This is a genomic window from Dehalobacter sp. MCB1, from assembly GCF_003590275.1.
Lineage (GTDB): Bacteria > Bacillota > Desulfitobacteriia > Desulfitobacteriales > Syntrophobotulaceae > Dehalobacter.
The window spans coordinates 77,045-103,611 of the sequence record NZ_LXPC01000003.1; the positions used below are offsets into that span (position 1 = coordinate 77,045).

Sequence of the window (26,567 nt, forward strand, 5' to 3'; positions counted from 1 at the left end):
TCGGCATATTTCCATCTGAAAGTAATTCTACCTCTTATTCATTTCCATAAAGGTCTTTGTAAATATAAATCAGTTCCTTATCGAAAAGTGAACGTTTCATATCGACTGCAAGGGATCTTACATGCTTCAGGACCTTATCAGCTTGCTCAGAGGTAAGCTCTCTGCCATATTCCCTGAATTTCGCTTTAATCGAGGCTGTACCTGAATGCTTACCGATCACAATCTGCCTTTCCAGCCCGACTTCTTCAGGACGGAATACCTCATAGGTTTTCGGATTCTTCAATGCGCCGTCGGCATGAATACCGGATTCATGCGCAAACATATTGCTGCCGACAATGGCTTTCCAGGGCGGAAGGATTCGTCCTGAAGCCCTGGAGACGTATTCGGATAATTCCACAAATCGCTCCGTGACAAAGCCAAGGTTTATTTCTTCCAGGTATTTCAGAGCCATGACGACTTCTTCCAGCGCTGCATTGCCAGCTCTTTCTCCAAGGCCGTTCACCGTCACACCGATAAATCTGGCTCCAGCCTTCACTCCGGCTAAAGCGTTGGCCGTCGCCATCCCGAAATCATTATGCGTATGCATCTCCACATCAATATCGGCGCGTTCTCTTAAGGTTTTGATTCTGTCCAAGGTTAGAAAAGGATCGAGAATCCCGATCGTATCACAATAACGGATACGGTTTGCACCGGCCTTTTTGGCCTCCATTGCAAATTCTACCAGATAGTTCATATCTGATCGCGAAGCGTCCTCAGCATTGACGGAGATATAATCGACATGCTTTTTCGCAAATTCCGTTGCTTTGATCATCATGTCCAGAACTGCACCGGGCGTGGTTTTTAATTTATGTTTGATGTGAATGTCTGAGGTCGATACGGAAATGGCCACGGCATCACAGCCGCAAGACAGTGATGCTTCAATGTCCTTGATCACGGCGCGGTTCCAGCCCATGATACTGGCCTTCAGTCCGAGGTTGCAGATGCCTTTGATGGCATCAAGTTCTTTGCCGCCCATAATCGGTATTCCCGCTTCGATCTGGTTAACCCCGATCTCGTCGAGCATCCGGGCAATCCTTAATTTCTCCTGATTGGAAAAGACAACCCCGGCGGTCTGTTCCCCGTCGCGCAGGGTGGTGTCCACAATCACCAATCCGGTATCCGCTACTTTTCCCATTTTATCCACCTCTAAATGTGTTCATTCTTGTATTTATTAAGTATGTCTTATTATTCTGGCACTATATCTTGCTCTACTATGCTTTTTTGTGCTTTAATTGCACTTTTGGTATGCTTTATTATGAGCTTTATATTGTGTTTTATTGCGCCAGTTTATCTCTCAGCAGCTTATTGACCAGGCCGGGGTTAGCCTGTCCTTTCGTCGCTTTCATGACCTGGCCGACTAAAAATCCAAGCGCGCTCTCTTTGCCGGCCTGGTAATCAGCGACGGATTTTTCATTGGCGGCAAGAATGCTGTCCACGATTTTCCCGAGTTCGCCTTCATCGCTGATCTGGACAAGTCCTTTCTCTTTAATGATCATCTCCGGATCCTTGCCGGTGTTATAGATCTCTTCCAGCACAGTCTTGCCGATCTTGCCGCTGATGTCGCCTTTCTTAATCAGCGCCAACATCCCTGCCAGCTGTTCAGGAGAAACAGGCGAATCTTCAAAAGAGCGTCCGTTGGTTTTCAGCAGGCCGCTCAAATCTCCCATGACCCAGTTTGCTAGAAGTTTGGCATCGTCGATCCTGGCAAGCGCCTGGTCAAAAAATGCAGCCATCGCTTTGGAAGCAATAATGACTCCGGCGTCGTATTCTGAAAGTCCAAGAGCCTGCAGTCTTGCTTTCTTGGCGGCAGGCAGCTCCGGCATGGACGCTCTGATTCTCTCGACCCAGTCGCGGTCAATCACGAGCGGCATCAGATCCGGCTCCGGAAAATAACGGTAGTCGTGGGCTTCTTCCTTGGATCGAAGCGACAGCGTCATCCCTCTTCCTTCGTCCCAGGTTCTCGTTTCCTGGATGATTTCTTCACCGTCGTCGAGGGCTTCGGCCTGACGCTCAGTTTCGTATTCCAGACAGCGGCGGACGGAGCTGAAAGAGTTCAGATTCTTGGTCTCGGTCCGCGTGCCAAATTGCTCGGCCCCTTTCAGGCGAAGCGAGACATTGATATCAAAACGGACGGAACCCTGTTCGAGTTTGCAGTCGGAAATTCCGGCATAATCCATGATCTGAACCAGTTGTTCCAAATAAACCAGAACTTCATCTATTGAGCGCATATCCGGTTCCGAGACAATTTCCAGAAGCGGTACACCCGTCCGGTTATAATCGACCCCGGAACTGTTGGACGTGGTAATGGTCTCTCCGCTATGCACCAGTTTTCCGGCATCCTCTTCCATATGAGCTCTCGTAATGCCAATTCGTTTATTCGTTCCATTCACTGTTATGTCCAGCCAGCCGCTTTTACAGATTGGCAGGTCATATTGGGATGTCTGATAGTTTTTCGTTAAATCCGGATAAAAATAGTTTTTCCGATCAAATTTGGAGAATTGGGCAATCTCGCAGTTCAATGCCAAACCCGCCTTGATGGCGAGGTTGACGACTTCTTTGTTTAGCACCGGCAGGACGCCCGGCAGTCCCAGACAGACCGGACAAACATGCGTATTCTGCGCTCCGCCGAATTCCGTCGAACAGCCGCAAAAGATCTTGGTTTTCGTAGCCATCTCAACGTGGGTCTCCACGCCGCAAACCATTTCATATTTATCAGCGAAAGACATCTAGCGCACCTCCTTGAGCAGCGCAGGCATCTGCAGATGATACTCAGTATTTTGTTCAAACGCATAAGCAGCTTTGTACAGCGTACCTTCATCAAAATGCTTGCTGATCAGCTGCATCCCGACCGGCATTCCGTCGACAAATCCTGCCGGCACGGAAATAGCCGGCAAACCGGCCAGGTTAACCGGGATCGTATAGACATCTCCCATATACATGGCCAAAGGATCTGATTTTTCACCGATCTTATACGCGGTGGTCGGCGCTGTTGGTGACAGCAGCACGTCATATTTGGCAAAAGCGCGGTCAAAGTCCTGCTTGATTAACGTCCGCACTTTCTGGGCCTTCAGGTAATAGGCATCATAATAACCCGAGCTTAAGGCGTACGTTCCGAGCATGATCCTGCGCTTAACCTCCTGGCCAAAGCCTTTTTCCCTGGTCTTTTTGAACATCTCGCTCATATCATCGGCCTCGGCACGGTAACCATAGCGGACCCCGTCATAACGGGCCAGGTTCGAACTGCATTCGGCCGGAGCTATAATGTAGTACGCCGGCATGGCATATTCCGTATGCGGCAGTGAACAGCGCTCGACTTCGGCGCCCAGGCTTTCAAAGGTTCGGATCGCCTTTTGAATTACTTCAGCAACATCCGGGTTCAGGCCGGAAGCAAAATATTCATCGGGAATCCCGATTTTAAGGCCTTTTACATTTTTTTCTAAAAATTGGGTATAATCTGGCTTAACAAACGGTACTGAAGTGGAATCCTTCGGATCATGGCCTGCGATCGTATTCAGGACTAGGGCATTATCCTTGACGTTCGTCGTGAGTGGTCCAATCTGATCAAGTGATGAAGCAAAAGCGACGAGGCCGTAGCGTGACACAGCACCGTAGGTAGGCTTCAGGCCAACGACTCCACAGAAGGCTGCAGGCTGGCGAATGGAACCTCCGGTATCCGAACCGAGCGCAAACGGCACTTCCCTTGCTGCGACACAGGCAGCCGAACCTCCGGAAGATCCGCCCGGTACTCTATCTAAATGCCACGGATTCGCAGTCGGATAGTAACCGGAGTTTTCGGTGGAGGACCCCATCGCAAATTCATCCATATTCAGTTTGCCGACCAGCACGGCCCCTGCCGCGTTCAGCCGTTCAGTCACCGTGGCGTTATAGGGCGGATTGAAATTTTCAAGAATCCGTGAACCGCAGGTGGTCGGGATTCCTTCCGTACACATATTATCTTTCAGAGCCATGGGCAGCCCTTCGAGCGGTCCAAGACTTTCCCCTGCAGTAATCTTCTTATCAATTTCCGTTGCTTTGGTCAGCGCCGAATCCGCGGTTACCGTCAAAAACGCTTTAACCCAGCAATCCGCACTGTCAACATAGTCGAGATACGCTCTGGTTAATTCCACGCAGCTGATCTCTTTCTGTACGAGCATATGATGTAGTTCTTCAAGTGACTTAAAAATTGTCATGAACCTGGTACTCCTTTCCGAATCCGGGACATCAGAGAAACATTCAATTATCGTTTGTCAGAAGCAACCGGCTTGTTGATCAATTACTGATCAAGTTTGTAGATCCCGTTATCAACAAAGCTACTTTAAATCCGGTTAGTCTCTGTTCTATACTAGACGATTTTCGGAACCCGAAAGAACCCGTCGTCTTCGTCAGGTGCATTCTTTAAGATTTTATCCCGGCTCATTGAAGGTTTGACTTCATCTTCCCGCAAAACATTAAAAAGCTGCACAGCATGGGCGGTCGGAAAAACCTGATCCGTTTCAAGCTTTTGGAGCATTTCGGCATACCCGAGGATTGAATTCAGCTGCTCCGTATATAATTCCACTTCCTCTTCTGAAAGCTGCAGCCTGGCCAGAAGAGCAACGTGTTCCACTTCTTCTCTGGATAGCTTCATAACTCAATAACGCCGCCTTTCTCAATATGGACATATAAATAAATATAACAAAAATAAACTTATGGGGCAAGGAAAAGCCGGAAAAGCAAGCAAATCCAAGTTAGATATAAGAAACTCTGGCTAATCGGTATAAACTACGATGAGTAGAAATAATAAAAAAAAATAACAAACTGAAACATAAGATAACGAGTAGGTAGAGTATAAAATAGATGATTAGAAATATGACAGAGAAAAAGTTTTGGCCGCCTGAAAAAATTAAAAGGTGATTGACACTTGACGTAGAACTATGTAATTCAATACGTTGCAAAACGCCGAAACGCTCTCATTTTTCTTTAAGAAAAAGTAGCGATAATGATGCTTAAGGAGAAGATAATCACTATTTCAAAATATACAACTGAATCAGAAAGGAAGTAATGCCAATGGAGCAGAATGTCAGACCTTTTCAAAAGTTCCTTCCGGGAAGCCACCTTATTCTCGGAGAAGCGGGTTCCGGAAAGACCCGCCTCATTTGGTCCATACTCCAGGGAAAAGACTTTGTTGAGGATCATTCCATCAACATCGTCCTGACAGATTCAGAAAAACGTATTTGGTACAATCCTCCCAATAATCCTGTCCACACGATCGATCCTTATGAAACCGATATTTCCTGGGTCACCGAACCTACAAAACCAGGTATATACTACTGTGCCTGCGACTACGCACCCCGAATCATCACTTTTCTGGAATGCCTTGCTACCTGGTCAATCCACGAAAAAAACATAACAAACCGAGTCCGGATTTTCATCGATCTTCCGTCCAAGTACTGGAATATTCCTGAGTTTGCTGAGCAGCTCGGCCGACTCGATTATATTACAGCCAACCGCAAGGAAGAAGATGGCTCACTTATCGAAATATGGGCTGCCATCGGATCCCTGAACAAAATATCCTCAGAAATCAAATCCCTGTTCCAGCACATCAATCTGATTATGCTTAATCCCCTGCCTGAGGGCTGGTCCAATAAGCTCCTGAACCTTCTGGACATCAAGTGCGATAATCTGCCGGAAATTATAGCTGGAATCAGTAGTAACATCAAAGACGGCTTTTACTACATCCCAATTACGGAAGAGTACCTCGCTTTGGATCCTAAACCTATTGTGAAGCCGTAATAATTGCCAGCTTAAACAGCTGCTGACTATGTGTTGGCAGCTGTTTTTTTCTATACCGTTTTTGGCATTTATTCTTCGGTATTAATCAGCGCCTTGAATTCATCTTCAGTATAGACTGGGATTCCAAGTTCCCTGGCTTTATGATACTTTGAACCGGGGTTCTCACCGACGAGAACCAGGGATGTTTTTTTGCTTACACTTGATGAAGCCTTACCACCGAGATGTTCAATCAGGTCCTCGATCTCGCGCCGTTCCCACGATCGAAGTGCGCCAGTCACCACAATACTCTTCCCGGCAAGGATTTGCGAAACAGACATATTTGCTGCGGTCATGGTGACACCAGCCGCCTTCAGCCGATTCAGAAATTCGTGATTTGCAGGGGCGCTGAAGAAACTCACAATACTTTTGGCCATGATGCCGCCGATATCGCCGATTTCCCGGAGTTCTTCCTCGGTCGCATTTTCCAGAGCTTCCATGCTGCGGTACCTTGCGGCCAGGATCTTGCCGACTTTGACCCCGACATGCCGGATGCCCATCGCAAAAATCAATGAAGCCAGGCCGCGTTCTGTGCTTTTTTCGATCGAAGCAAGCAGGTTGCGGGCCGATTTATCAGCCATCCGATCTAATTGAACAAGGTCTTCGTACTGAAGATAATATAAATCGGAGGCGTCTTTGACAAGCCCGGCATCCAGCAGCTGGCTGACCACAGCGGGGCCGAGACCTTCAATATTCATCGCATCCCTGGACACAAAATGGATCAGGGCTTCTCTCTGGCGCGACGGGCAGGAGATATTCTGGCAGCGATGGGCAGCCTCTCCTTCCAGCCGGTAAACTGGACTGCCACAGGACGGGCAGTTAGCAGGCATTGCAAACACCATTTCCTGACCGGTACGTTTCTCTGGCAGCGATTTGATGATTTCAGGAATCACATCTCCAGCCTTATGAATTAATACGTAATCGCCGACCCGGATGTCCTTATCCCGGATATTGTCCAGATTATGCAGCGTGGCCCTCCCCACGGTAGAACCGGCCACAAATACGTCCTTAAGAACCGCAGTCGGGGTGAGCACTCCTGTCCGGCCCACATTGATCTCAATATCCTTCACCTGGGTCTCGACCTGTTCGGCCGGGAACTTATAAGCAATCGCCCAGCGCGGACTTTTGGCCGTATAGCCGAGCTCTCGCTGCTGAGAAAAGCTGTTCACCTTGATGACCAGTCCATCAATCTCATAATGGAAACCGTGCCGTTCGTCCGTCATCCGGCTGCAGTACGCAATCACTTGCTCGATGGTTGAAAACAGCTGATAGTTTGGATTAACATTAAATCCGAGTCTGCTTAAGGCTTCCAACACTCCAGTCTGGGTACTGATTCCCATCTGTTCGGCCTGAATCAGCTGATACGCAAAATACCCCAGTTTCCGCTGCGCCGTGATCCTGGAATCCTGCTGACGCAGGGAACCGGCTGCCGCATTTCTCGGGTTCGCAAACAGGGAAAGTCCCTCTTCTTCCCGCTCCGTATTCAGCTGGAGGAAGGAGTCCTTCGGCATATATCCTTCGCCGCGGATATCCACAGAACCTTCGAATTTCCCGCCATCTGTGTTGTATAGCCGAAGCGGCACCGCTCTAATGGTCCGGACATTTGCTGTGATCTCTTCCCCGACTTCACCGTCCCCGCGGGTTGCCCCCCGCTGCAAAATACCTTCGTGGTAAGTTAAGGCTACCGTCAGCCCGTCGATCTTCAATTCTACGACATATTCCGCATCGGGTGCCACACCGCGCACCCGACGGTCAAAGTCCATTAATTCCTCGGCATTGAAAGCGTTATCGAGACTCAGCATCGTTTCTGGGTGCCGGACCTTCGGAAACTGGGATGCGACAACCCCTCCGACCCGCTGGGAAGGAGAATCAAGCGTGACCCAGTCCGGGTGTTGATGTTCGATCTCGATGAGTTCCTTTAAGTAAAGGTCATACTCAGCATCCGTAAGAATCGGATCATCCAGGCCGTAATAATGATAATTGGCCTTTTCGATCATATTTTTGAGTTCAAGCAAACGGTTATTTTGATTCATACCGAAACCCCTTACCTTAATCTCGTATTTTCCCTGTGTAGGCTTATTCGCCTTTCACCGAAAGGTTAACCCAAGGCTTATCGAATCTTTTAATTTTGCATCGAAAAATCTACTATATCTTAGACAGCCGGGCATACTCAGCAATCAGTTTTTTAACTACACCGCTGAAAACAACCGTGATTTCAGCACTGTTCCCTTCACCTTTTACGGACATTACAATACCGTGGCCGAATTTGGGATGCTCGACTTTGTCACCGACCAGAAAGCTTCCGGGATCAGAGCTTACAACAGACGATCCACTGTCCTTCCAGCTTTTACATCCGGTAAAGGAATTGCCTGAAGCGTAAGCAGTATCACCACCAGCATAGTTCCTGGTTTGGGAAGAAGACCCGAATCCTCTCCCAAGAATCTCCCGACGGGATATTTCCTCTTTCAAAAGTTCTTCGGGGATCTCTTTCAGGAAACGGGAAGGTACACTGCTCTGGATATGACCATAGATCATCCTTTGTTCGGTCGTACTCAGGAATAGCTTTTCTCTGGCCCGAGTAATCGTGACATAACACAGCCGACGTTCCTCTTCGAGCAGATACGTCTCCAAAAGGCTTCTGCTACTTGGGAAAATCCCGTCTTCCATTCCGACCGCAAACACGACCGGGAATTCCAATCCTTTGGCACTGTGCATGGTCATCAGCTTCACGGCATCTTCCTCTTCATCAAAACTGTCGATTTCCGCGACCAGCGAAACCTGTTCTAGGAATCCTCCCAGAATAAGCATATTCTGGTCAGCCTCCAGATCAGGATCTTCGAGGTAATCTTGAAGGTTATTATCGTACTCGGCTGTTACGGATAAAAATTCATTGAGGTTCTCTATCCGAGCTTCAGCCTCCACGGTATTCTCCGCTCTAAGTGAGGCCATGTATCCTGTATCTCTTATGATCTTCTCCGTCAGCTGAGTCAGTGGCACACCCTTTTGAGCTTCCTGCCTTAAAGACATCATCAGTTCATAGAAGTTCGTAAGTGTGCCGACGCCTTTGGTCTGGAGACCGGGAATATACGCTGCCTCAGTCAGCGCATCCAAAATCGGCAGGCCCTGTTCCTCAGCGTACTCCAGTATTTTATCCAGACTGCTTTTTCCAATACCTCTTTTGGGCACATTAATGACCCTGGCAAAACTGACGCGGTCGGCCGGATTGTTCAGCAGCCGCAAATAAGCCAGGATATCCTTGATTTCGAGCCGTTCATAGAACTTAACCCCGGAATATATCCTGTAGGGTATGCTTTCCTTCATGAGGTGTTCTTCCAGCACCCTGGACTGGGCATTCGTACGGTACAGTATCGCAAAATCGTTATACGGTCTGCCTTCTGTATCAGCCAGATCACGAATTTTTCCGGTCACAAAGCGGGCTTCGTCATGCTCATCTGTTGCTTTAAAGAGAACAATTTCCTCTCCTTCTGTATTTTCTGTCCAGAGGGATTTCCCTTTGCGGTTATCATTATTACTGACGACTTCGTTAGCAGCCCGCAGTATCTTCTGAGTCGAACGGTAATTCTGCTCCAGCTTCAATACTTTGGCTTCCGGGTAGTCTCTTTCAAAATCCAGGATATTTTGGATATCGGCACCTCTCCAGCCGTAGACGGACTGATCGTCGTCCCCGACGACGCAAAGGTTACGGTAGCACGCGGCCAGCTGCTTGATCAGAATATACTGGGCATGATTGGTATCCTGGTACTCATCGACGAGGATGTAGCGGAATTTCTCCTGATAGTAGCTTAGGACATTCGGGTTTTCCCTGAATATTTTCACTGTCAGCATGATGATGTCATCAAAATCCAGGGCATTATTGCCGGAAAGCTTTCTCTGGTATAGGCGGTAGGCCTCAGCCGCTTTTTCGGTAAAGAAATCTCTGGCCTCCGCAGCAAAAGCATCAGGCCCTAAAAGCTTGTTTTTAGCATCACTGATCGTCGCCAAAACAGCCCGCGGCGCAAACTTCTTATCATCAAGATTTAGTTCTTTGAGACACTCCTTGAGTACTGTCAGCTGATCCCCGGAATCATAGATCACAAAGCTCCGGGAATATTCCGGCAGGATATTGATTTCCCGCCTTAAGATCCGCACGCAGGTAGAATGAAAGGTCGCTACCCAGAGTCCCTCGCCCTCACTGCCTACCAGCGCAAGAACACGGTCTCTCATCTCTTTAGCAGCCTTATTCGTAAACGTGATCGCAAGAATGTTCCAGGGATTAACGCCTTTGGCTACCAGATGAGCGATCCTGTAAGTCAATACTCTTGTCTTGCCTGAACCGGCCCCGGCTAAAATAAGAAGAGGACCCTCTCCGCTTTCAACTGCTTCCCGTTGGACAGGGTTCAGGTCCTTAAGATAATACATTGATAAGATCACCTTTCTGTCATTTCCAAATTAAAATCTTCAAATATAAACGTTTATGGCCAACACAAAAACATTATCCTTATTTTACCACATAAGAAGTAAAAGGAGAACGGGTGTTCGAGAAAAATAATTAGATTAATTATAAGAGATTAATCGCAATATCCTTTATTTTTCAATTTGCTGAGATGCGATGTCAGAACCTCATTGAGATCAATCCCGTAATGCTCTTCCAGAACGAACATCATGGTGACCGCAGTCTGAGCAACATCCATCAGCTCCTTGGCGACCATCTGCATCGCTTCTGCCTCTTCCACCCGCAGCGCCTCTCCGTTTAAGCCACGGAATTTTCCGATCGCCTGAGCAAGTTCTCCAGATTCTTCCATGATCTTTAACGCAGTACTTTCGAGGGAAGGGCTCAGCCTGTTCAAACGCGGCAATGTGATGGTCTTCATTACTTTTTCGTTCATGCTTTTTCTCCCTTAGCAGGCATTACGACATCTTCACTTTGAACAAATGTATTGCAGGCTGTGCAAGAATAGCTGATGGTTTTGATCTTCACTGTACGGTCCCCGTTTTTTTCTTCTCTTACTGTTTCAGTCAATGCCATTGGCTGCAAGAGTTGACATCTTGGACAATATTGATGATCCATTTAACTCATCCCCCATCAACAGGATAATACCCAGTATTCTAAGCATCCTTGTGAAATATAAATTTATTTTCTTCTTGAATTGAGCTCTTCGGCAATCTCAGATAAAGGTACGTTTCTGTCTTCCAGCATGACAAGCAGGTGGTACAGCAGATCGGAAGCTTCATAGCGGATCTCACTGAGTGAATTGTTTTTAGCGGCAATGATGACTTCCGCACATTCCTCACCGATTTTTTTCAAGATTTTGTCGATCCCTTTGGCAAAGAGATAGGTCGTATAGGCACCTTCCGGCCTCTCGATATTTCTCTGCTTGATGACTTCGGCGAGCATTTCCAAAGTTCTACCCAGAGAGACAGTAGGTTTGGTATTCGGTTGGCCGCAGCACGTTTCAGATCCTGGCAGGTAGTGAAAACAGGAGTAATAGTTTTCATGGCAGGCCATTCCAGTTTGTTTGACTTTCAGAAGAATCGTATCGCGGTCACAGTCAAACCGGATATCGACGATTTCCTGGTAATGACCTGAAGTTTCTCCCTTGACCCAGAGCTGGTTTCTGCTGCGGCTGAAATAACACGCTTTGCCTTCAGTCAGCGTTTTTTTCAGTGCTTCCTGATTCATGTAGGCGAGCATTAGCACTTCTCCACTTTCGGCATCCTGGGCAATGGCCGGAGCAAGACCTTTTTCATCCCACTTCACAGCCTGTACGGTTTTGGAAATATCGATACACCCTGACTCAAATCTACTGTTCATCTTGGTTGACTCCTTTTTTAATATCCCAATTTGCTTTTTTTCCTGCGATTATCAATTTCTTAAGATTATCTTCGAACGGGTATGCCTTTTCCGGCCAGATAATCTTTTGTCTCTTTGATGCTGTACTCCCTGTAATGAAAAATCGACGCGGCTAAGACAGCATCCGCTTCCCCCTCCGTCAGACCTTCCGCCATATGTTTCAGGTTTCCGACTCCTCCGCTCGCAATTAATGGAATGGTCACAGCCCTGCTTACCAACCGGTTCAGTTCGTTATCATAGCCCTCTTTGGTTCCGTCACGATCCATCGAAGTCAGCAGGATTTCACCTGCCCCAAGTTCTTCAACTTTCCGGGCCCATTCCAGTACATCTGTCCCGGTCGGTTTACGGCCTCCGTGCGTATACACTTCCCAACGGCCCTCTCCGACTTTGCGGGCATCGATTGCGACAACAATGCACTGGCTGCCGAATGTGAGAGCCCCTTGTTCGATCAATTCCGGATTTTGAACAGCAGCCGTATTTAAGGAGACTTTATCTGCTCCGGCACGCAGCATTCTCCGGATATCCTCAATCGTTCTTAAGCCCCCGCCGATGGTAAAGGGAATAAACACTTTCTCAGCAGTCCTTCGGACGACATCGACCATGGTTTCACGGCCTTCGGCAGAAGCTGAAATATCCAAAAATACAAGTTCATCGGCACCCTCGCGATCGTACAGCGAAGCAAGTTCCACAGGGTCTCCCGCATCCCGCAGGTGAATAAAATTCGTTCCTTTAACTACCCGGCCATCATGCACATCGAGGCAAGGTATAATTCGTTTGGCAAGCATTTATTTTGCTCCTTTTGCTTGGGTAGGTCACCGTAATGGAGGGCCGCTTTCGGTCGTTGTGTCTTGACACAAAATTCCGTGCTTCTTGTCGAATACCATGTTATCCGTGACGTATTCGACCCTATGTACTTCCTGTACCGTCGCCTTGCTCCACTTGGCGCTGGCTGTCCATTACGCGACTTAATCTATGAGATATAAGTAAAAGTTAAATAGAAATTATATTCTAGGCGATCACCCGCAGTGCCTCTTCCAGCGTGAAAGCGCCTGAATAGATAGCCTTTCCGACAATAGCACCTTCAATCGCTATTCCACGGTCAGCCTCCGCCTTCAGTTTATCCAGATCGTCCAACGCGGAAATACCGCCGGATGCAATCACCTTAAGTCCGGTCGTCTCGGCCATCCTGACCGTGCTGGCAATGTTCGGACCGCCAAGCATTCCGTCCCTGGAAATGTCGGTGAAGACAATCCGGGAAACGCCGACTTGCTTCATCGCTTTACCGAGATCCTCAGCTTTGAGGCCGGTGCTTTCCGCCCATCCCTGAACCGCGACCATGCCGTCTTTGGCATCGATCCCGACAATAATCTGATCGCCATACCTGCGAACAGCCTCTGTCACAAGCTCCGGATCCCTTACCGCGACCGTCCCGAGTATGACCCTTGATACACCTAAATCCAGCAGTTCCTCGATCCTGGCCAGTGTCCGGATACCACCGCCCACCTGAATCTTCAACGAAACATTCTTTACAATATCCCGAATGGCTTCATCGTTTACGGGCTTTCCGGAAAATGCCCCGTTCAGGTCGACGATATGCAGAACCTTTGACCCTCTGTCCATGAAATCGGCCGCCACCCCTGCAGGGTCATCGGAGTATACGGTTGCATCCTCCATTCTACCCTGCAGGAGACGGACAACTTTGCCGTCTTTTAAATCAATCGCCGGATATATGATCATTGATTTTTCACCCATTTCCCAAAATTATCGAGCATGACCAGACCCCAGGGGCTGGACTTCTCCGGGTGGAACTGTGCACCCCAGACATTGTCTTTGCCGACCAGGGCAGGAAACTCCAGTCCATAATCGCTGGTCCCGGCAATGTAGTCCTGATCGGCCGGCTGAGCAAAATAAGAGTGGACAAAATAGAAATAAGAATGGTTCGGAATATCATTACAAAGCATGTTCTGTCTGATAACATTTAGCTTATTCCATCCCATATGCGGAATCTTCAAGCCCGGCGGGAATTTGACCACCCGGCCTTTCAGAAAACCAAGACCGCTATGTTCTCCATGCTCCTCACCAACCTCAAAAAGCAGCTGCATGCCGAGGCAAATGCCCAGAAAAGGTTTGCCGCTTTGTACATATTGTTTTAAAGGGTCAAGCCAGCCGCCTTTGGCGAGCTCATCCATGGCATCAGCGAAAGCGCCGACTCCAGGAAGAATAACTCCGTCCGTACCGGTCAGCTTCTCCGGAGATTCTATGATCTCCGCTAAAAATCCAAGTTTTTCAAACGCCTTTTCCACACTTCGTAGATTTCCGCGTCCATAGTCTACTATGCCTATCATTCTAATGATGTCCTCCAGTAATTACACGGACTATTTTATCAGTTAGTACCTTGTCAACCATACAATTAGAATAGAATAATAGGTCTATTCTATAAGCTCCCTTTGGTAGAGGGCACACCGTCAACAAGACTGCTTTTCCTTACAGCAAGTCCAAGGGCCCTGCCCGCGGCTTTGAATACAGCCTCGAGAATGTGGTGCCTGTTTTTTCCGTCCAGCATGCCTATATGCAGCGTGATGCCGGCATTCGTCGCCAGGGCCCGAAAAAATTCTTCCGCCATCTCTACAGGGAAATCACCGACCATCCCTTCCGGGCAATCTACTTTCCAGACCAAGAACCCGCGGTTGGAAATATCTGCAGCAACCTGAACCAGGGCTTCATCCATCGGAAACAGGCAGTCCCCGACCCTCTCAATTCCGGACTTGTCCCCAAGCGCTTCTTTCATCGCCTGTCCAAGAACGATCCCGCAGTCTTCCACCAAATGGTGCTGGTCAACTTTCAGGTCCCCCCCGGCTTCAATCTCCAGATCAAAATGGGCAAACCGGCAAAAGGCATCAAGCATGTGGTCAAAAAAACCGATCCCGGTATCTACGCTTACTCTACCGCTGCCGTCAATGGCCAGCGCCAGTGTTATTTCCGTCTCCAGGGTTGTTCTGCTTAGATTGGCACTCCTCACTCTATAGGCCCCCTTATTAACCTTATTTTTATATTATACATGAATTTACTGTTCTTCCGCTATCACGATTTCAAAGCTTCTTCTGTCTGACCTCTACAGCCCTGGCATGTGCTTCCAGCCCTTCTTTGCGGGCAAGGTATGCAATCTGGGCGGTATCCCTTTGCAAAGCTTCTTCGGAATAGTTGATTACACTTATTCTTTTAACAAAGGTGTCGACGCCAAGGACAGAGTAAAAGCGGGCGGTTCCCCCGGTCGGCAGGATATGGTTTGGTCCCGCAAAATAATCACCGACCGGTTCCGGTGTATATCTCCCCAGGAACACCGCCCCGGCATTTTTCACCTTGCCCAGCCAGGCGAACGGTTCCTGCACAGCGAGTTCAAAGTGTTCGGGGGCAATGCGGTTGACAAGGTTTATCCCTTCCTGAATATCCCTGACCAGAATTGCAGCCCCGTAAGTATCCCAGGAATCCCTGGCAATTTCAGCCCGCGGCAGTGCTTCAAGCTGGCGCTCCACCTCAAGCACCGTCTTTTCCAGCAAATCGGAACACGGTGAAACGAGAATTGCTGAGGCAAGCCTGTCATGTTCAGCCTGCGAAAGCAGGTCTGCCGCCAGCTCCTCCGGGACAGCGCTTTCATCCGCAAGGATAAGGATCTCGCTCGGTCCGGCCAGCATATCGATATCTACGGTTCCATAGACCATTTTCTTAGCAAGGGTTACAAAAATATTGCCGGGCCCTGTAATCTTATCCACAGGGGCAATCGATGCTGTGCCGAAAGCAAGAGCAGCGACCGCCTGGGCGCCTCCGACCTTATAGATCTCTTTGACACCGCACTCCGCGGCAGCGACCAGTACCTCCGGCAAAAGGCTTCCATCTTTCAGCGGCGGAGAAACCATGACGATCTCCTCGACTCCAGCCACGGCTGCCGGAAGCGCATTCATCAGAACGGAAGATGGATAAGCTGCTGTTCCCCCCGGAACATAGACCCCGACCCGCTGCAAAGGGCGAATGACTTGGCCAAGGATACTGCCGTCTTCGGCAGTATCAAACCAGGAAACCCTTTTTTGCTTTTCGTGGTAGGTTCTAATGTTGTTGATCGCCTGACTGATTGCTTCCAGGTACTCATCATCTACTTTTTTATAAGCTTCCCATATCTCCTGGTCGGTGACCCGAAGTCCCGAGGCCTTCAGGTCAACCCCGTCAAACGCGGCAGTCAAGTCATAAATGGCTTCATCACCCTGTTCACGCACCTTTTGCAGGATTCCTGCCACTTTTTCTTCCAAGTCACGGTCATTGCCGTAGGATTTATTAATAAGCGTTTTCAGGTCAATATCCTCAATTTTTTGTACAGTCTTCATCGTCTAAACCTCCTTTGGCAATATCAGTCGTACTGCTGGACAAGGACTCTCATTTTTTCTGCAAGCCCCTGAATACGTTCGTATTTTACCCGATAGGACACGCGATTGGCAATCATTCTGCTCGTAGCTTCAAGGATCTGGGCGACCTCGGCCAGATTATTCTCTCTTAAGGTCTTACCGGTTGAGACAATATCCACAATCATCTCAGCCAGACCCACCCGGGGAGCAAGTTCAATATTGCCATGCAGTTTGATCGGTGTAACCTGCATACCGTGCTCATTGAAGAACAGTTGGGCAACTCTCGGGAACTTGGTTGCAGCTCTCTTTTGGTTTAGCACGCTCAGGTCATATTGTCCGTCAGGCAGCTTCTGCGGCAGGTTTTCCTCCGGCATCGCCACAACAAAGCGGCAATACCCGAATTTTAAGTCAACCAGTTCAGCAACATCTTTGTTTTGTTCGATTACGGTATCCTTGCCGACGAAACCGATATCTGCCGCTCCCTGTTCTACATAAGTGGGAATATCCGTCGGGCGGCAAATGATAATCCTCGCCTCTGATCCAGGAAGATCAAACAGCAGTTTACGGGAATCATTTTCTACCGATCTGCAGTCCAGCCCCGCTTCAGTCAGAAGCGCCACTGAATCCGTCAGTAATTTTCCTTTTGGCAGCGCTATGGTTAAATAATTTTTCGGCACAATACAAAGCCCCTTCCAAAGATTGATGATTAGACCAATGGCCTTTTAAATTAATTGCTAACGATGTTAAATGACACTTATTTATTGCTCTCAATCTTCTCCAGCAGCGCAATTCCGCGGCTGGAAGCCAGGTTTCTGGCATCGGCGTCCGTCAGGAATCCGAGGGCCATCTCAACTTTTTTGCCGCTTTTTCTGAGCTCCCGGCAGCGTTTGATCACAGCTCCGGGGGATTGCCCGTAAACCAAAACATCGGCCTTATCCAATTCAAAATCTGCAGCCTTCTCGAGCATAAGGCCGAGATTAACCGCAAAACCTGTTGCGCCGTAATCCATTCCAAAATCTGCATAGAGACCATCATAACGTCCTCCTTCAATCAGCGGAACGCCGATTCCCGGAAGATAACCTTCAAAGATTGCGCCTGTATAATAGGAGAATCCTCTTAAGATTCCAAGGTCCAGGGATACGTAGTCCTGAACGCCGAATTCCTTTAAATACAAATAGATGGTCCGTAAAGATTCCACAGCTTTTCCGATCGGCTTAATATGCGTCCAGTTTTGAAGCTTATCCAGGACTTCTTCTTTCCCGGTCAGATGAGGCAGGGATAGAAGAAGTTCTTTCGCCGGCTCGGGCAAGTCGTTGGAAGAAACGATTTTTTCAAGTTTTACCATGTCCTTACGTGCTATACCGTCTTCCAGTTCCTCCCTCACTTTGGTTTCAAACCTCATCTCTTCGGCTAGTCCCGAGAAAATCCCGTTGTGCCCAAGGTTCAGTTGAAAATTTCTGATTTTGAGTGTCTTCATGATTTCTACAGCCAGCGCAATAACTTCAGCGTCTGCAATGTCATTGTCCGAGCCGATCAGTTCAACGCCCACCTGCCTGAATTCCCGGTAACGGGCGGAATCATTCCTGTAAACATCACCACTGTAACAGAACCGCAGCGGAAATTGTCCGCCTTTCTGTCTTGTGGCAACCATCCTGGCAATCGGGGTTGTGAATTCCGGTCTTAATACGAGCGTATGACCGTTTTTGTCAAAGAACTTATATAAATGGTCATCCTTGTCTGCGTCAGGCTCGACACAGGCCCGATATTCGAGTCCGGGTGTCGCAACTTTCTGATAAGACCAATTTTTGCATACACTGATTGCTTTTCCTTCCAACTCCTCCAGCTGTGCTAATTCAGCCGGCAGAAGATCGATCATCCCCTCCGGAATTTTAAGCCCTAATGATGAACGTTCCATAATTATTGCACCTCATTTTTCTGAAAGCTCTTATTTTTTTTATTTTTCTCCATTCGTTCGAGAACCATCTTGTAACCGTCAGCGCCATAGTTCAAACAACGTTTGACCCTGCTGATGGTGGCAGAGCTTGCTCCGGTAACTTCAGCAATCCTGGAATAGGTCACGTCTTCCTCCAGCATACGGGCGACTTCCAGCCGCTGCGCGAGGGCCTTGATCTCCGCTACCGTAGCCAAATCTTCAAAGAAGCTGTAACATTCCTCTTTCGTTTTGAGCAGAAGGATCGCTTCAATAAGAGAATCGGTCAGGGTATCCCTGATCCTTTCGTCACTCAGCATGATGACTTACCTCCGGGTTATCTCTTTCACACTTTAATTTATTAAAGTATTGAACCGATGTCAAGTATAATTGTAAAAAATCTTTAATCCTGTGCCTCCGTTTAAAAAGAATAATCCAGAATTGGCTTGCAGGCCCGATATACTCGGGATATAATCTACTCAACGTCTTATTTTTTTACTTAGAAATGAAGGAAAATCTACGGTTTATTTTTTTATGGAAAAGAGTGAGTGAGCGAATGAGCAAATACTGGAGCAAAATTGCGGCTGGTCAAAAACCGTATGTACCGGGAGAACAGCCGAAAGACAAAAAATATATCAAGCTGAACACGAACGAATGTCCCTATACGCCTTCTCCCTTGGTCCTCGAAGCGATCAAAGAAGCCGCAAATGAGAAACTGAAGTTATACCCCGATCCGGGCGGTGAGGACTTGCGCCAGGCCGTAGCCGAATATTATGGCCTGAAAAAGGAGTGGGTATTTGTTGGAAACGGTTCGGATGAAATCCTGGCTTTTGCGTTTATGGCTTTTTTTGATCCGGGCCGCACGATCCTGTTCCCGGATGTTACCTATAGTTTCTATCCGGTCTATGCTAATTTATTTCAGCTGGACTACCGGCTGGTCCCGCTGAGAGAAGAGTTTTCTTTATACCCGCCTGATTTCTACGGTTCGGAAGGCGGAGTCATCTTTCCGAACCCCAATGCCCCTACCGGCAACTATGTGACGCCCGAAATGATAGAAAAAATCCTTATCCATAATATGGATAAGGTAGTCATCGTTGATGAGGCCTATATTGATTTCGGCGGTGAAACTGCCATTCCGCTTATTGAGAAGTACCCCAATTTGCTGGTAATCCAGACATTGTCCAAGTCCCGGTCTCTGGCAGGCTTAAGAGTTGGCTTTGCTCTGGGTCAGGATGAGCTGATGGAAGGCTTGAGCCGGATCAAAAATTCCTTTAATTCCTATACATTGGACCGCTTATCCATGGCCGGAGCAATCGCAGCCATGAAGGATGAGTCCTACTTCCAAGTCACGAGACAAAAAGTGATGCAAACGAGGGAAAGGATCGTTCCGGTACTCAGGCAAATGGGCTGGCAAGTGATTCCATCACAAGCAAATTTCATTTTCATATCCCACCCCGTGCTCAAGGCTGAAGAGGTCTTCACCGCACTCCGACAGCAGGGCATTTTGGTCAGGTACTTCCGCCAGCCCAAAATCGACAATTACCTACGCGTCAGCATCGGCAGTGACGAGGAGATGGACAGCCTGCTCCAAGCACTTACCAAGATTAACCCATAAGGTTTGTTATGGTTCGTTACTAACCCATAATTCCCAAACTTCAGGGACATACCCTACTGTAGCCTGTTTGCCGTTACGGACGATTGGTGTCCGGTAAAGACCGGGATTGTTCAGCAATAATTCTTCTCTGACAATTGAACTACTGATTTTGTCCAGATTTAAGCGCAAATAGTCCTTGCCTCCGGTATTAAACAGGCTGTTTAGACCCACCGCTGCTTTAACACTCTGCAGTTCTCCTTTGCTTAATCCCTTTTGGTCCAGATCTATGAGCTGATATCGAATGCGGCGCTCTTTAAACCAGCGTTCCGCTTTTTTTGTATCAAAACACTTTTTGATTCCAAATATCTGTATGTTCATAAACTCTCTTAATTTCTCTTGATTTGATTTTCTTCATTCTATTTTTTGTTGTATATCAATAATTATTGTCTTATTTATCTACGCGGAAATGCTCTCCTAGCCCTTGGTTCCTTTAGGACCTCAGCCCAGATAACGCCACGCATTACTTCCGAAGATGATAAATTAAGACCAAAGGCCGCTCTTTTTTGAGAAATTTGATCTCCCGGTGTGATCTTTCTGTTGGTATAATCACTACCTTCGGATCCCCAAGTCCCTTCCTGGTCTGCGGCTCCTTCAACACCGCCAATACCTTCAGTACCCTGGGTTCCCTCATTTGAAACATACCGGTCATAGTCCGATCGACCTTCTTCTCCCCATTTATTTCCTGTTTTTTGGACGGTTTTAGCTTTTCGCGGAACTGAAGAAGCAGAAGCTGGAGAGGCAGCAGCCTTTTTCTTGACGGTTGATCCATACGGTCCAACCTGCAGCTCTTTCTCAGCCTTTTCTACAGATTCCCTGAGCTGTCTTTCCAGATCTTCGAAGAGATTTCTTTTTTTCTTTCTTTCCGTCCGAAAAGTTTCCCTGTCCATCTCGGCTGTTAGAGGTTCGGACAACGGCCTGTTGTCCTCCGGCCTAACAGGTCTGCGTTGCGGAGGCTTGTCTTTATTGGCAAAGAAGCTGTAAATTACAACCGCAATAATGATAAATGTTATGATATCCACTGACCATCACCTACTTCTTGGGTATCGTCGTTTCCGGTTCATCTCCTTTGGCTGTGACAGCAATATTATCCCGCATACGGGTATCCGCAATCACGTTTTGCAGATTGTAATAATCCATAACGCCAAGGCGTCCTTCCTTTAAAGCTGAGGCCAATGCCAGCGGAACTTCGGCTTCAGAGTCTACGACTTTGGCTCTCATTTCCTGAACGGACGCTTTCATTTCCTGTTCCCTCGCTACCGCCATCGCTCTGCGCTCCTCCGCTTTGGCCTGGGCAATACGCTTATCTGCTTCGGCTTGATCTGTCTGCAGCTGCGCCCCAATATTTTTGCCGACATCGACATCCGCAATATCAATCGACAAGATCTCAAAAGCAGTTCCGGAATCCAATCCTTTATTCAATACAGCCTGAGATATCACGTCCGGATTTTCGAGGACATTGGCATGGGAAGCAGAACTACCGATACTTGTGACAATCCCTTCACCGACGCGCGCGATGATCGTTTCTTCGCCTGCGCCGCCGACCAGACGGTCAATATTGGCTCTTACGGTAACCCTTGCTATGACTCTTAATTCAATCCCATTCTGAGCAACCGCAGACACCACGGGTGTTTGGATCACTTTCGGATTGACAGACATTTGTACAGCCTGCAATACATCACGTCCTGCCAGGTCGATCGCCGCGGCTCTCTCGAATTTTAAGGGAATTGCGGCTCTTTCCGCAGCAATTAATGCGTTAACGACCTTGTCGACATTACCTCCGGCAAGGTAATGGGCCTCAAGCTGTGACGGGGTAAGCCCCAGACCGGCTTTATGGGCTTTAATCAATGGGTTCACAATCCTGATCGGGGCAACCCGCCTGAGTCTCATCCCGATCAGTGTAAATATACCGATATTAACACCGGCTGCCAAAGCCGAAATCCAAAGACCGACCGGAATAAACGTAAAGAGCACCATCAGAATAATCAAAAGCAGCATAATCAGCATTACCGTTGTAACTAGTGCCGTTGTCATATGTTTATGACCTCCTATTCATTTTCTTCCCTACTCACAATGATTCTTGTACCCTCAACCGCGATGACCTTGATCACAGAATCTTTTGGAATGAAACTTCCATCTGTGACGACGTCGACCCGTTCTCCTTCAATCTGCGCTGTGCCTGCCGGACGGAGCAGGGTCAGGGCTTTTCCGGTTTTCCCCTGATAGTGTATATAATCTGTTTTGGGTGCTACGAAGCCTTCTTCGGTTCTCTGCTTTTCCCCCAAAGCTACCTTGCGCCAGAGTTTTTTCAGCCGACCCGTTTTATATCCGATATAGATCAGCAGCCCTGAGACAATAAGTACAATCAGAAGATACACGACACCCTCGGCGAACGAATCAGCCACTAAAAATACTCCGCCGATCATCATCAAAAGCCCGATGATTCCAGAGACGCCAAAGCCTGGAATAATGAATATTTCCAGAATAACCAGAATGATTCCTACAATAATCAGGGAAAGAGAAATCCCGACAAAAACATCCAAATCCACACCCCCCTTTCTTTGCTCATTTTAGCATAATTTTACTTTCTAGGATATTCTTTCTTCACGCTGTCAAGTCAGATTCATGACTCCATTCGCCAAAACATTTGTTTCCTAAACCTTACAATATCCGGAATTGATTAAATTCACCTTAGAGATTTGTTAATAAGCGTATGGTTTATTCTGTTCATCAATCGTTTAATCTGCATTAATCATATCTTAAGCTTACTGCTTATAATAATAGTCAGAGGTGATAAATAATGCCTGATTTATTAAAATATCTTCTATATTCCATTTTTGCTTTTGGGATGATTTGTCTGGCAGTAATAGCTTCCTGGTTTTTTTTTCTTATCTTGGCCATTGGGATTGCCGCCAGCGTCATCAATCAGAAATTTTTTGGTAAGAAGAAGACCACCACACCCGAAGCAAATACCTTCAGCCAAGGAACATGGAATAAAACAACGAACAGTAACCAGCACGAATATATGACTGTGATTGATGCGGATAATACAGAGAACGAATACCGGATACCGAAGATATAAAACATCTTTAAGAAAAACAGTGTAAAGGAAGAAGCCTGATAAACAGTTTAGATAAAAAGCTCTATGTCCGCTTCCAGGGCATCCTGCAAATAGTCTTTCGCTGTCATAATTTTGACATCCGGAATCATTTCCTCAAGTGTAAAACCCATGATCTCAAGGGAAAGCTTGCATATGTAAAAGCTTACCCCCTTTTTTTGTGCTCCTTTCAGAAAAGCGGAAAGATCGGGTGCGTCCTGGTCTTCCATCATTTGTTTCAGCATGGCTTTTCCAATACCAGCCATATTCATCCGGGAAAGCGGCAGGTCCTCCGGACCCCTTGGCGCAGTAAGTTCCATCATTTTTTCATAAACCGTTTTGTCTTCCAAAGACATTTTTTCTGGGTCGCGTATCAGACAAAGACCCCAGAAAGCGAAAAAAATACTGACTTTCATGTTAAGCTCCCTGGCTGAATTAGCCAGGATCAAGGCAGCCATCGCTTTGTCATAATCCCCGCTGAACAAAATCAGGCTGAGCTTCTTCTCTTTTTCCATGATAAGCACCACCCTTCTTGATGTATGTTTTTATTCTCGGTAATGGTGCTTATCTTTATGCAGGCTTGACTACCTCAACTGTACATTTTCAAATAGCGTCTCCTGTCTTTGGCAATTTCCTGCAATACTTCCAGCAGCCTGCCAACTTCGTGAGGTTCATTGTATAAACCAAAACTGACTCTGACCATCCCGGGTCTGTTTTCCGGTAGATGATCTGCAACTGCGCTTAAGATGGCTGGTTCGACTTTCATGAGCTTTTGGACGTAAGGATGCGCGCAAAAACACCCACTTCTGACAGAAATGCCGGCTTCTCCGGCTAATATATCCGCCAGTTTCTCATGATAAACGCCCTTCATATTAAACGGAACAATCCCGACGCGCTCCTGACTTTGATCTTCTGCACAATAGATGTCGATACAGTCTATTTTTTTTAGTCCCTGAATCAGTTGGGATGTCAGGTTTTTTTCATGCTTGTACACATTTCGCATCCCGACTGCAGTTAAGGTTTTTATACTTGCGGCCAAGGCCAGCACACCCATTAAGTTGGGCGTTCCAGCCTCATCTTTGGAAGGAGGATCATTCCAGATTACCAAATCACGGGTCACAGCTTTGACTGTTCCTCCGCCCTGATAGTCAGGGCTTCCCTTCAGGAAAAAGTCTTTGGGACCAATCAGAACGCCAGTCCCAAAAGGCGCATACATCTTATGTGCGGAGAACACAAGAAAATCAATATGCTTGCTGGAAGCGGAAGGCTTCGTATCAAACGGCTGATGTGGAAGCAGCTGTGATCCGTCAACCATGACCTTGGCACCATATTTATGAGCCCATTCAGCAATTCGATGTACAGGATTGACATAACCTGTTACATTTGAAGCTCCGGCTACAGTTACCAGCTTGACCCGGCCTTTATATTTTTCCAGCTTTTCAATAAAATCGTTAAAAATTAGCCTGCCGCATTCATCGACCTCAATATAGTCGACCTCATACTTTTCCCGCCAAGGAAGGTCATTGGAATGATGTTCCATGGAAGTGGAAAGGATAACACTTTTTATGTATGGATCCACATCCTGTGACAATCTGAATGCCACTTTATTGATAGCTTCTGTGGCATTCTTAACAAAGATCACCACATCCCTTTTGTGGTCTGCGCCCACAAAATCCATCACTGTTTTCCTGGCATTTTCATATTTTTCCGAAGACAATTTGGACTTGTAGCCGGCCCCCCTGTGAATTGACGAATAATACGGTGCAAAGTTGCTGATTTCCTGGAGCACTGAAACAAAAGGCGGCGTCGTTGCTGCGTTGTCAAAATTGATTCCCCTGCGGTTTTTACCGTTTTTGAGCTCAACCTCCGCATCAATTCCGACAACAAGTTTACCGTAATTCATTTTGGTAATAGCAATACTCATTTTCCTCTCCCCTATAACATAATGATCCCCTCATAGTTTATTGACCAAGCGAGAATTTGTTACTTCATTACGCGCAAACTCATTTTATATTCATGAATTAGCGTCGAGAACTGCTCATTACTCGCTTCCTGAGCCACTAAGACACCGCTTTTTTTTAGCAATCTTTGATGAACTTCTTCCCTGTCGACTAAGAACTTGAGCATTTTCTTTAGTGAAGTGTCCTCAGTCAGCGTGAGATGCCGCAGGTACAGTCTCTTGGCCCTGATCTCCGCTTCTTCATTGATTTTGAGCATCTCGTTAATATCCGTACTTTTCTCAACATATTCTATATTCCAGGACTCCTTCCTGGAATTAGTAAGTGGCAAATCAGTAAGACCAAGCTTTCTGACTGCAACTGCAATCATCTCCATATGCGCAAGCTCTTCCGAAGCAATCATGCCCAAAAGATCACGAATATATGGATTGGTCACATGCAGGCGTTGATACATGTGACGTGTAAAGGCAGTAAACTCCCCGTCTTTTCCGCCGATATGTTCCAATAGGGTCCATGCCAGCTTCTCATTTTTCTGCTCAACATAAACCGGATATAGTAAACGTTTCTGGTAACTAAACATCCCAATTCCTCCTGACAGCCATGGCAAATCATTCTTTAGCTTATTATATTGACGATCCTTTCAACCCGTTCCCGCCCATGCGTTTCAAAAAGTCCTCACTTTTGTTCCCGTCGAGCATGTATCGGATGTATGCATGTCTGGCCTCGTTGTATTCCCGGAATATTCTCCTGGCTTTCTCAGGAGAATGGTAGACCTTCCAATAACCGATTAGCAGAGGTTTTTTATCGGGAAAATAGATGAAATCTGCCACATCATCCAGTGGGAAGCCCAAAAATAGTCCGATTTCGTGCGGAAAAGTCCCAATAAGCCATTTTTGTTTTAAAGCCTGGATTGCCGTATCCTGATCCATCTCCCCGAAATAGCCCAGTGATCTTAAGAAATGCTGGTTTTCAGGGATTTGAAGTATTGAAGACAGTCTGTCTGCAATATAAAATAATATGCTGACAGAAGCTTTATTCCTGACAATTTCCTGAACCGTCACATAGGGATGAAGCCTATCTTTGATTTGATCCCAGGTCTCCAGCACATCTTTTTTGATGGCAGTAGTAAATGTAAGTAACTCAGCCGGTTTGGATGCGATAAGTAGCGGTGCAAGATGATAGGTGATATTATCGAGCAGATATTTTCGGGTCTCCAGTTTTTTTCTTTGGCTGGTGTAAGTCGCGATGAAGTCCTGCATATCATCCTCCAAAAACAAATTTTCAAAGGTACTAAATTTATTTTCCTAAATACCAGAACGGATTATACAAAAAACCTGTTTCCTTATTTTTTATAAGGAAACAGGTTTTTTTCATCCTATTATTATATTTTAATGCTATTTTAATGCTGTGTTTGATCGCTTACTTTCTTCTTTCTTCATTTGAGCGCAAGTTTGTCCATCGCAGCCTGCATGATTTCAGCATCTCTGACTCTTAGAACGACCTGGGCCTGCTCGTTTTCCTTTTCCACAAAACCATACATATATTCAACGTTCACTCCCTCGGCAACAAGCTTGTTCAGTTGTCCAGCCAGACCTCCCGGACTATCGGGAACTTTTAGCACCCAAACCTGGGTAATCTTGACGACACAATTGCGCTCCCGGAGTTTCTCCGCAACTTCTTCCGGATTCTCCACGATAATCCTGAGTACACCGTAATCTTTGGTGTCAGCAAGGGACAGCGCGCGGATATTGACCTGAAGGTCAGCTAAAGTATTCAGTGCGTCTGCCAGACGGCCCTGGGCATTTTCCAAAAAAATTGACAGTTGTAACATATATTTTT

Annotated in this window: 29 protein-coding genes; 3 read left to right on the forward strand and 26 right to left on the reverse strand. The window is 47.1% G+C overall.

The window, feature by feature from the left end:
* Positions 1-34 precede the first annotated feature (34 nt).
* The 4 genes from nifV to gatC form a co-directional block, all read right to left on the reverse strand.
* Positions 35-1,174 (reverse strand): homocitrate synthase, encoded by a 1,140-nt coding sequence (nifV, locus tag A7K50_RS01765; protein ID WP_020492637.1) that lies wholly within the window; start codon positions 1,172-1,174, stop codon positions 35-37.
* A 139-nt stretch (positions 1,175-1,313) separates the two neighbouring features.
* The gene (gatB, locus tag A7K50_RS01770) at positions 1,314-2,765 is read right to left on the reverse strand and encodes an Asp-tRNA(Asn)/Glu-tRNA(Gln) amidotransferase subunit GatB (protein ID WP_020492636.1); all 1,452 of its coding nucleotides are present in this window, start codon (positions 2,763-2,765) and stop codon (positions 1,314-1,316) included.
* Complete coding sequence (gene gatA, locus A7K50_RS01775) at positions 2,766-4,229, reverse strand: Asp-tRNA(Asn)/Glu-tRNA(Gln) amidotransferase subunit GatA (protein ID WP_020492635.1); 1,464 nt, start codon at positions 4,227-4,229, stop codon at positions 2,766-2,768.
* Between the two features lie 152 nt (positions 4,230-4,381).
* The gene (gene gatC / locus A7K50_RS01780) at positions 4,382-4,666 is read right to left on the reverse strand and encodes an Asp-tRNA(Asn)/Glu-tRNA(Gln) amidotransferase subunit GatC (protein WP_020492634.1); all 285 of its coding nucleotides are present in this window, start codon (positions 4,664-4,666) and stop codon (positions 4,382-4,384) included.
* A gap of 419 nt (positions 4,667-5,085) precedes the next feature.
* Between gatC and A7K50_RS01785 the strand changes: the two genes are divergently transcribed.
* Positions 5,086-5,811, forward strand: coding sequence for a hypothetical protein (locus tag A7K50_RS01785; RefSeq protein WP_020492633.1), 726 nt, complete (start codon positions 5,086-5,088; stop codon positions 5,809-5,811).
* Between the two features lie 68 nt (positions 5,812-5,879).
* On the opposite strand, the gene ligA is transcribed toward A7K50_RS01785, so the two are convergent.
* The 13 genes from ligA to A7K50_RS01850 form a co-directional block, all read right to left on the reverse strand.
* Positions 5,880-7,880: an NAD-dependent DNA ligase LigA gene (gene ligA, locus A7K50_RS01790; protein ID WP_020492632.1), complete on the reverse strand. Its 2,001-nt coding sequence runs from the start codon at positions 7,878-7,880 to the stop codon at positions 5,880-5,882.
* A gap of 112 nt (positions 7,881-7,992) precedes the next feature.
* Positions 7,993-10,266, reverse strand: coding sequence for a DNA helicase PcrA (pcrA, locus tag A7K50_RS01795; protein WP_020492631.1), 2,274 nt, complete (start codon positions 10,264-10,266; stop codon positions 7,993-7,995).
* Between the two features lie 149 nt (positions 10,267-10,415).
* The gene (locus A7K50_RS01800; protein ID WP_020492630.1) at positions 10,416-10,733 is read right to left on the reverse strand and encodes a MazG-like family protein; all 318 of its coding nucleotides are present in this window, start codon (positions 10,731-10,733) and stop codon (positions 10,416-10,418) included.
* On the reverse strand, positions 10,730-10,915 hold the full coding sequence (locus A7K50_RS01805; RefSeq protein WP_083916799.1) for a hypothetical protein: 186 nt from the start codon (positions 10,913-10,915) through the stop codon (positions 10,730-10,732). Before A7K50_RS01805 ends, A7K50_RS01800 begins: the two co-directional genes overlap by 4 nt.
* Positions 10,916-10,978: 63 nt before the next feature.
* Positions 10,979-11,659 (reverse strand): bifunctional phosphoribosyl-AMP cyclohydrolase/phosphoribosyl-ATP diphosphatase HisIE, encoded by a 681-nt coding sequence (gene hisIE / locus A7K50_RS01810; RefSeq protein WP_020492629.1) that lies wholly within the window; start codon positions 11,657-11,659, stop codon positions 10,979-10,981.
* A 65-nt stretch (positions 11,660-11,724) separates the two neighbouring features.
* On the reverse strand, positions 11,725-12,483 hold the full coding sequence (hisF, locus tag A7K50_RS01815) for an imidazole glycerol phosphate synthase subunit HisF (RefSeq protein WP_020492628.1): 759 nt from the start codon (positions 12,481-12,483) through the stop codon (positions 11,725-11,727).
* 223 nt (positions 12,484-12,706) lie between these two features.
* Positions 12,707-13,435 carry a 1-(5-phosphoribosyl)-5-[(5-phosphoribosylamino)methylideneamino]imidazole-4-carboxamide isomerase gene (gene hisA / locus A7K50_RS01820; RefSeq protein ID WP_020492627.1) on the reverse strand — a complete coding sequence of 243 codons (729 nt, stop codon included), beginning with the start codon at positions 13,433-13,435 and terminating at the stop codon, positions 12,707-12,709.
* A complete protein-coding gene (gene hisH, locus A7K50_RS01825; RefSeq protein ID WP_026156550.1) occupies positions 13,432-14,043 on the reverse strand; it encodes an imidazole glycerol phosphate synthase subunit HisH in 612 nt (203 codons plus the stop codon). The genes hisA and hisH overlap by 4 nt, the downstream gene beginning before the upstream one ends.
* An 89-nt stretch (positions 14,044-14,132) precedes the next feature.
* Complete coding sequence (gene hisB / locus A7K50_RS01830; RefSeq protein ID WP_020492625.1) at positions 14,133-14,717, reverse strand: imidazoleglycerol-phosphate dehydratase HisB; 585 nt, start codon at positions 14,715-14,717, stop codon at positions 14,133-14,135.
* A 70-nt stretch (positions 14,718-14,787) separates the two neighbouring features.
* Positions 14,788-16,074 carry a histidinol dehydrogenase gene (hisD, locus tag A7K50_RS01835; protein ID WP_020492624.1) on the reverse strand — a complete coding sequence of 429 codons (1,287 nt, stop codon included), beginning with the start codon at positions 16,072-16,074 and terminating at the stop codon, positions 14,788-14,790.
* Positions 16,075-16,097: 23 nt separating this feature from the next.
* Entirely contained in the window at positions 16,098-16,769 is a 672-nt protein-coding gene (gene hisG / locus A7K50_RS01840; RefSeq protein WP_026156549.1) for an ATP phosphoribosyltransferase, read from the reverse strand.
* A 77-nt stretch (positions 16,770-16,846) separates the two neighbouring features.
* On the reverse strand, positions 16,847-18,007 hold the full coding sequence (gene hisZ, locus A7K50_RS01845) for an ATP phosphoribosyltransferase regulatory subunit (RefSeq protein ID WP_026156548.1): 1,161 nt from the start codon (positions 18,005-18,007) through the stop codon (positions 16,847-16,849).
* Between the two features lie 2 nt (positions 18,008-18,009).
* Entirely contained in the window at positions 18,010-18,342 is a 333-nt protein-coding gene (locus A7K50_RS01850) for a YerC/YecD family TrpR-related protein (protein ID WP_020492621.1), read from the reverse strand.
* Positions 18,343-18,578: 236 nt separating this feature from the next.
* Here A7K50_RS01850 and hisC point away from each other — a divergent pair, with 236 nt between their 5' ends.
* On the forward strand, positions 18,579-19,637 hold the full coding sequence (gene hisC, locus A7K50_RS01855) for a histidinol-phosphate transaminase (RefSeq protein WP_026156547.1): 1,059 nt from the start codon (positions 18,579-18,581) through the stop codon (positions 19,635-19,637).
* Positions 19,638-19,643: 6 nt separating this feature from the next.
* Here hisC and A7K50_RS01860 read toward each other — a convergent pair whose 3' ends face one another.
* From A7K50_RS01860 to A7K50_RS01875, 4 genes are all read right to left on the reverse strand, one after another.
* Positions 19,644-19,994 (reverse strand): arsenate reductase family protein, encoded by a 351-nt coding sequence (locus tag A7K50_RS01860; protein ID WP_020492619.1) that lies wholly within the window; start codon positions 19,992-19,994, stop codon positions 19,644-19,646.
* Positions 19,995-20,068: 74 nt separating this feature from the next.
* Positions 20,069-20,695: a hypothetical protein gene (locus A7K50_RS01865; protein ID WP_083916798.1), complete on the reverse strand. Its 627-nt coding sequence runs from the start codon at positions 20,693-20,695 to the stop codon at positions 20,069-20,071.
* A gap of 10 nt (positions 20,696-20,705) precedes the next feature.
* A complete protein-coding gene (gene floA, locus A7K50_RS01870) occupies positions 20,706-21,707 on the reverse strand; it encodes a flotillin-like protein FloA (protein ID WP_020492617.1) in 1,002 nt (333 codons plus the stop codon).
* A gap of 14 nt (positions 21,708-21,721) precedes the next feature.
* Positions 21,722-22,216 (reverse strand): NfeD family protein, encoded by a 495-nt coding sequence (locus A7K50_RS01875; RefSeq protein WP_026156546.1) that lies wholly within the window; start codon positions 22,214-22,216, stop codon positions 21,722-21,724.
* 257 nt (positions 22,217-22,473) lie between these two features.
* On the opposite strand from A7K50_RS01875, the gene A7K50_RS01880 reads away from it, so the two are divergent.
* Positions 22,474-22,755 carry a hypothetical protein gene (locus A7K50_RS01880; RefSeq protein WP_020492615.1) on the forward strand — a complete coding sequence of 94 codons (282 nt, stop codon included), beginning with the start codon at positions 22,474-22,476 and terminating at the stop codon, positions 22,753-22,755.
* A gap of 47 nt (positions 22,756-22,802) precedes the next feature.
* Here A7K50_RS01880 and A7K50_RS01885 read toward each other — a convergent pair whose 3' ends face one another.
* From A7K50_RS01885 to A7K50_RS01905, 5 genes are all read right to left on the reverse strand, one after another.
* A complete protein-coding gene (locus A7K50_RS01885) occupies positions 22,803-23,285 on the reverse strand; it encodes a DsrE/DsrF/DrsH-like family protein (protein WP_026156545.1) in 483 nt (160 codons plus the stop codon).
* 74 nt (positions 23,286-23,359) lie between these two features.
* Complete coding sequence (locus A7K50_RS01890; protein ID WP_020492613.1) at positions 23,360-24,694, reverse strand: aminotransferase class V-fold PLP-dependent enzyme; 1,335 nt, start codon at positions 24,692-24,694, stop codon at positions 23,360-23,362.
* 59 nt (positions 24,695-24,753) lie between these two features.
* Positions 24,754-25,308, reverse strand: a complete 555-nt coding sequence (locus A7K50_RS01895) for a manganese catalase family protein (RefSeq protein ID WP_020492612.1) — start codon at positions 25,306-25,308, stop codon at positions 24,754-24,756.
* A gap of 43 nt (positions 25,309-25,351) precedes the next feature.
* The gene (locus tag A7K50_RS01900; RefSeq protein WP_020492611.1) at positions 25,352-25,987 is read right to left on the reverse strand and encodes a DUF3793 family protein; all 636 of its coding nucleotides are present in this window, start codon (positions 25,985-25,987) and stop codon (positions 25,352-25,354) included.
* Positions 25,988-26,163: 176 nt separating this feature from the next.
* Positions 26,164-26,559: an ACT domain-containing protein gene (locus tag A7K50_RS01905; RefSeq protein WP_015043495.1), complete on the reverse strand. Its 396-nt coding sequence runs from the start codon at positions 26,557-26,559 to the stop codon at positions 26,164-26,166.
* Positions 26,560-26,567: the final 8 nt, after the last annotated feature.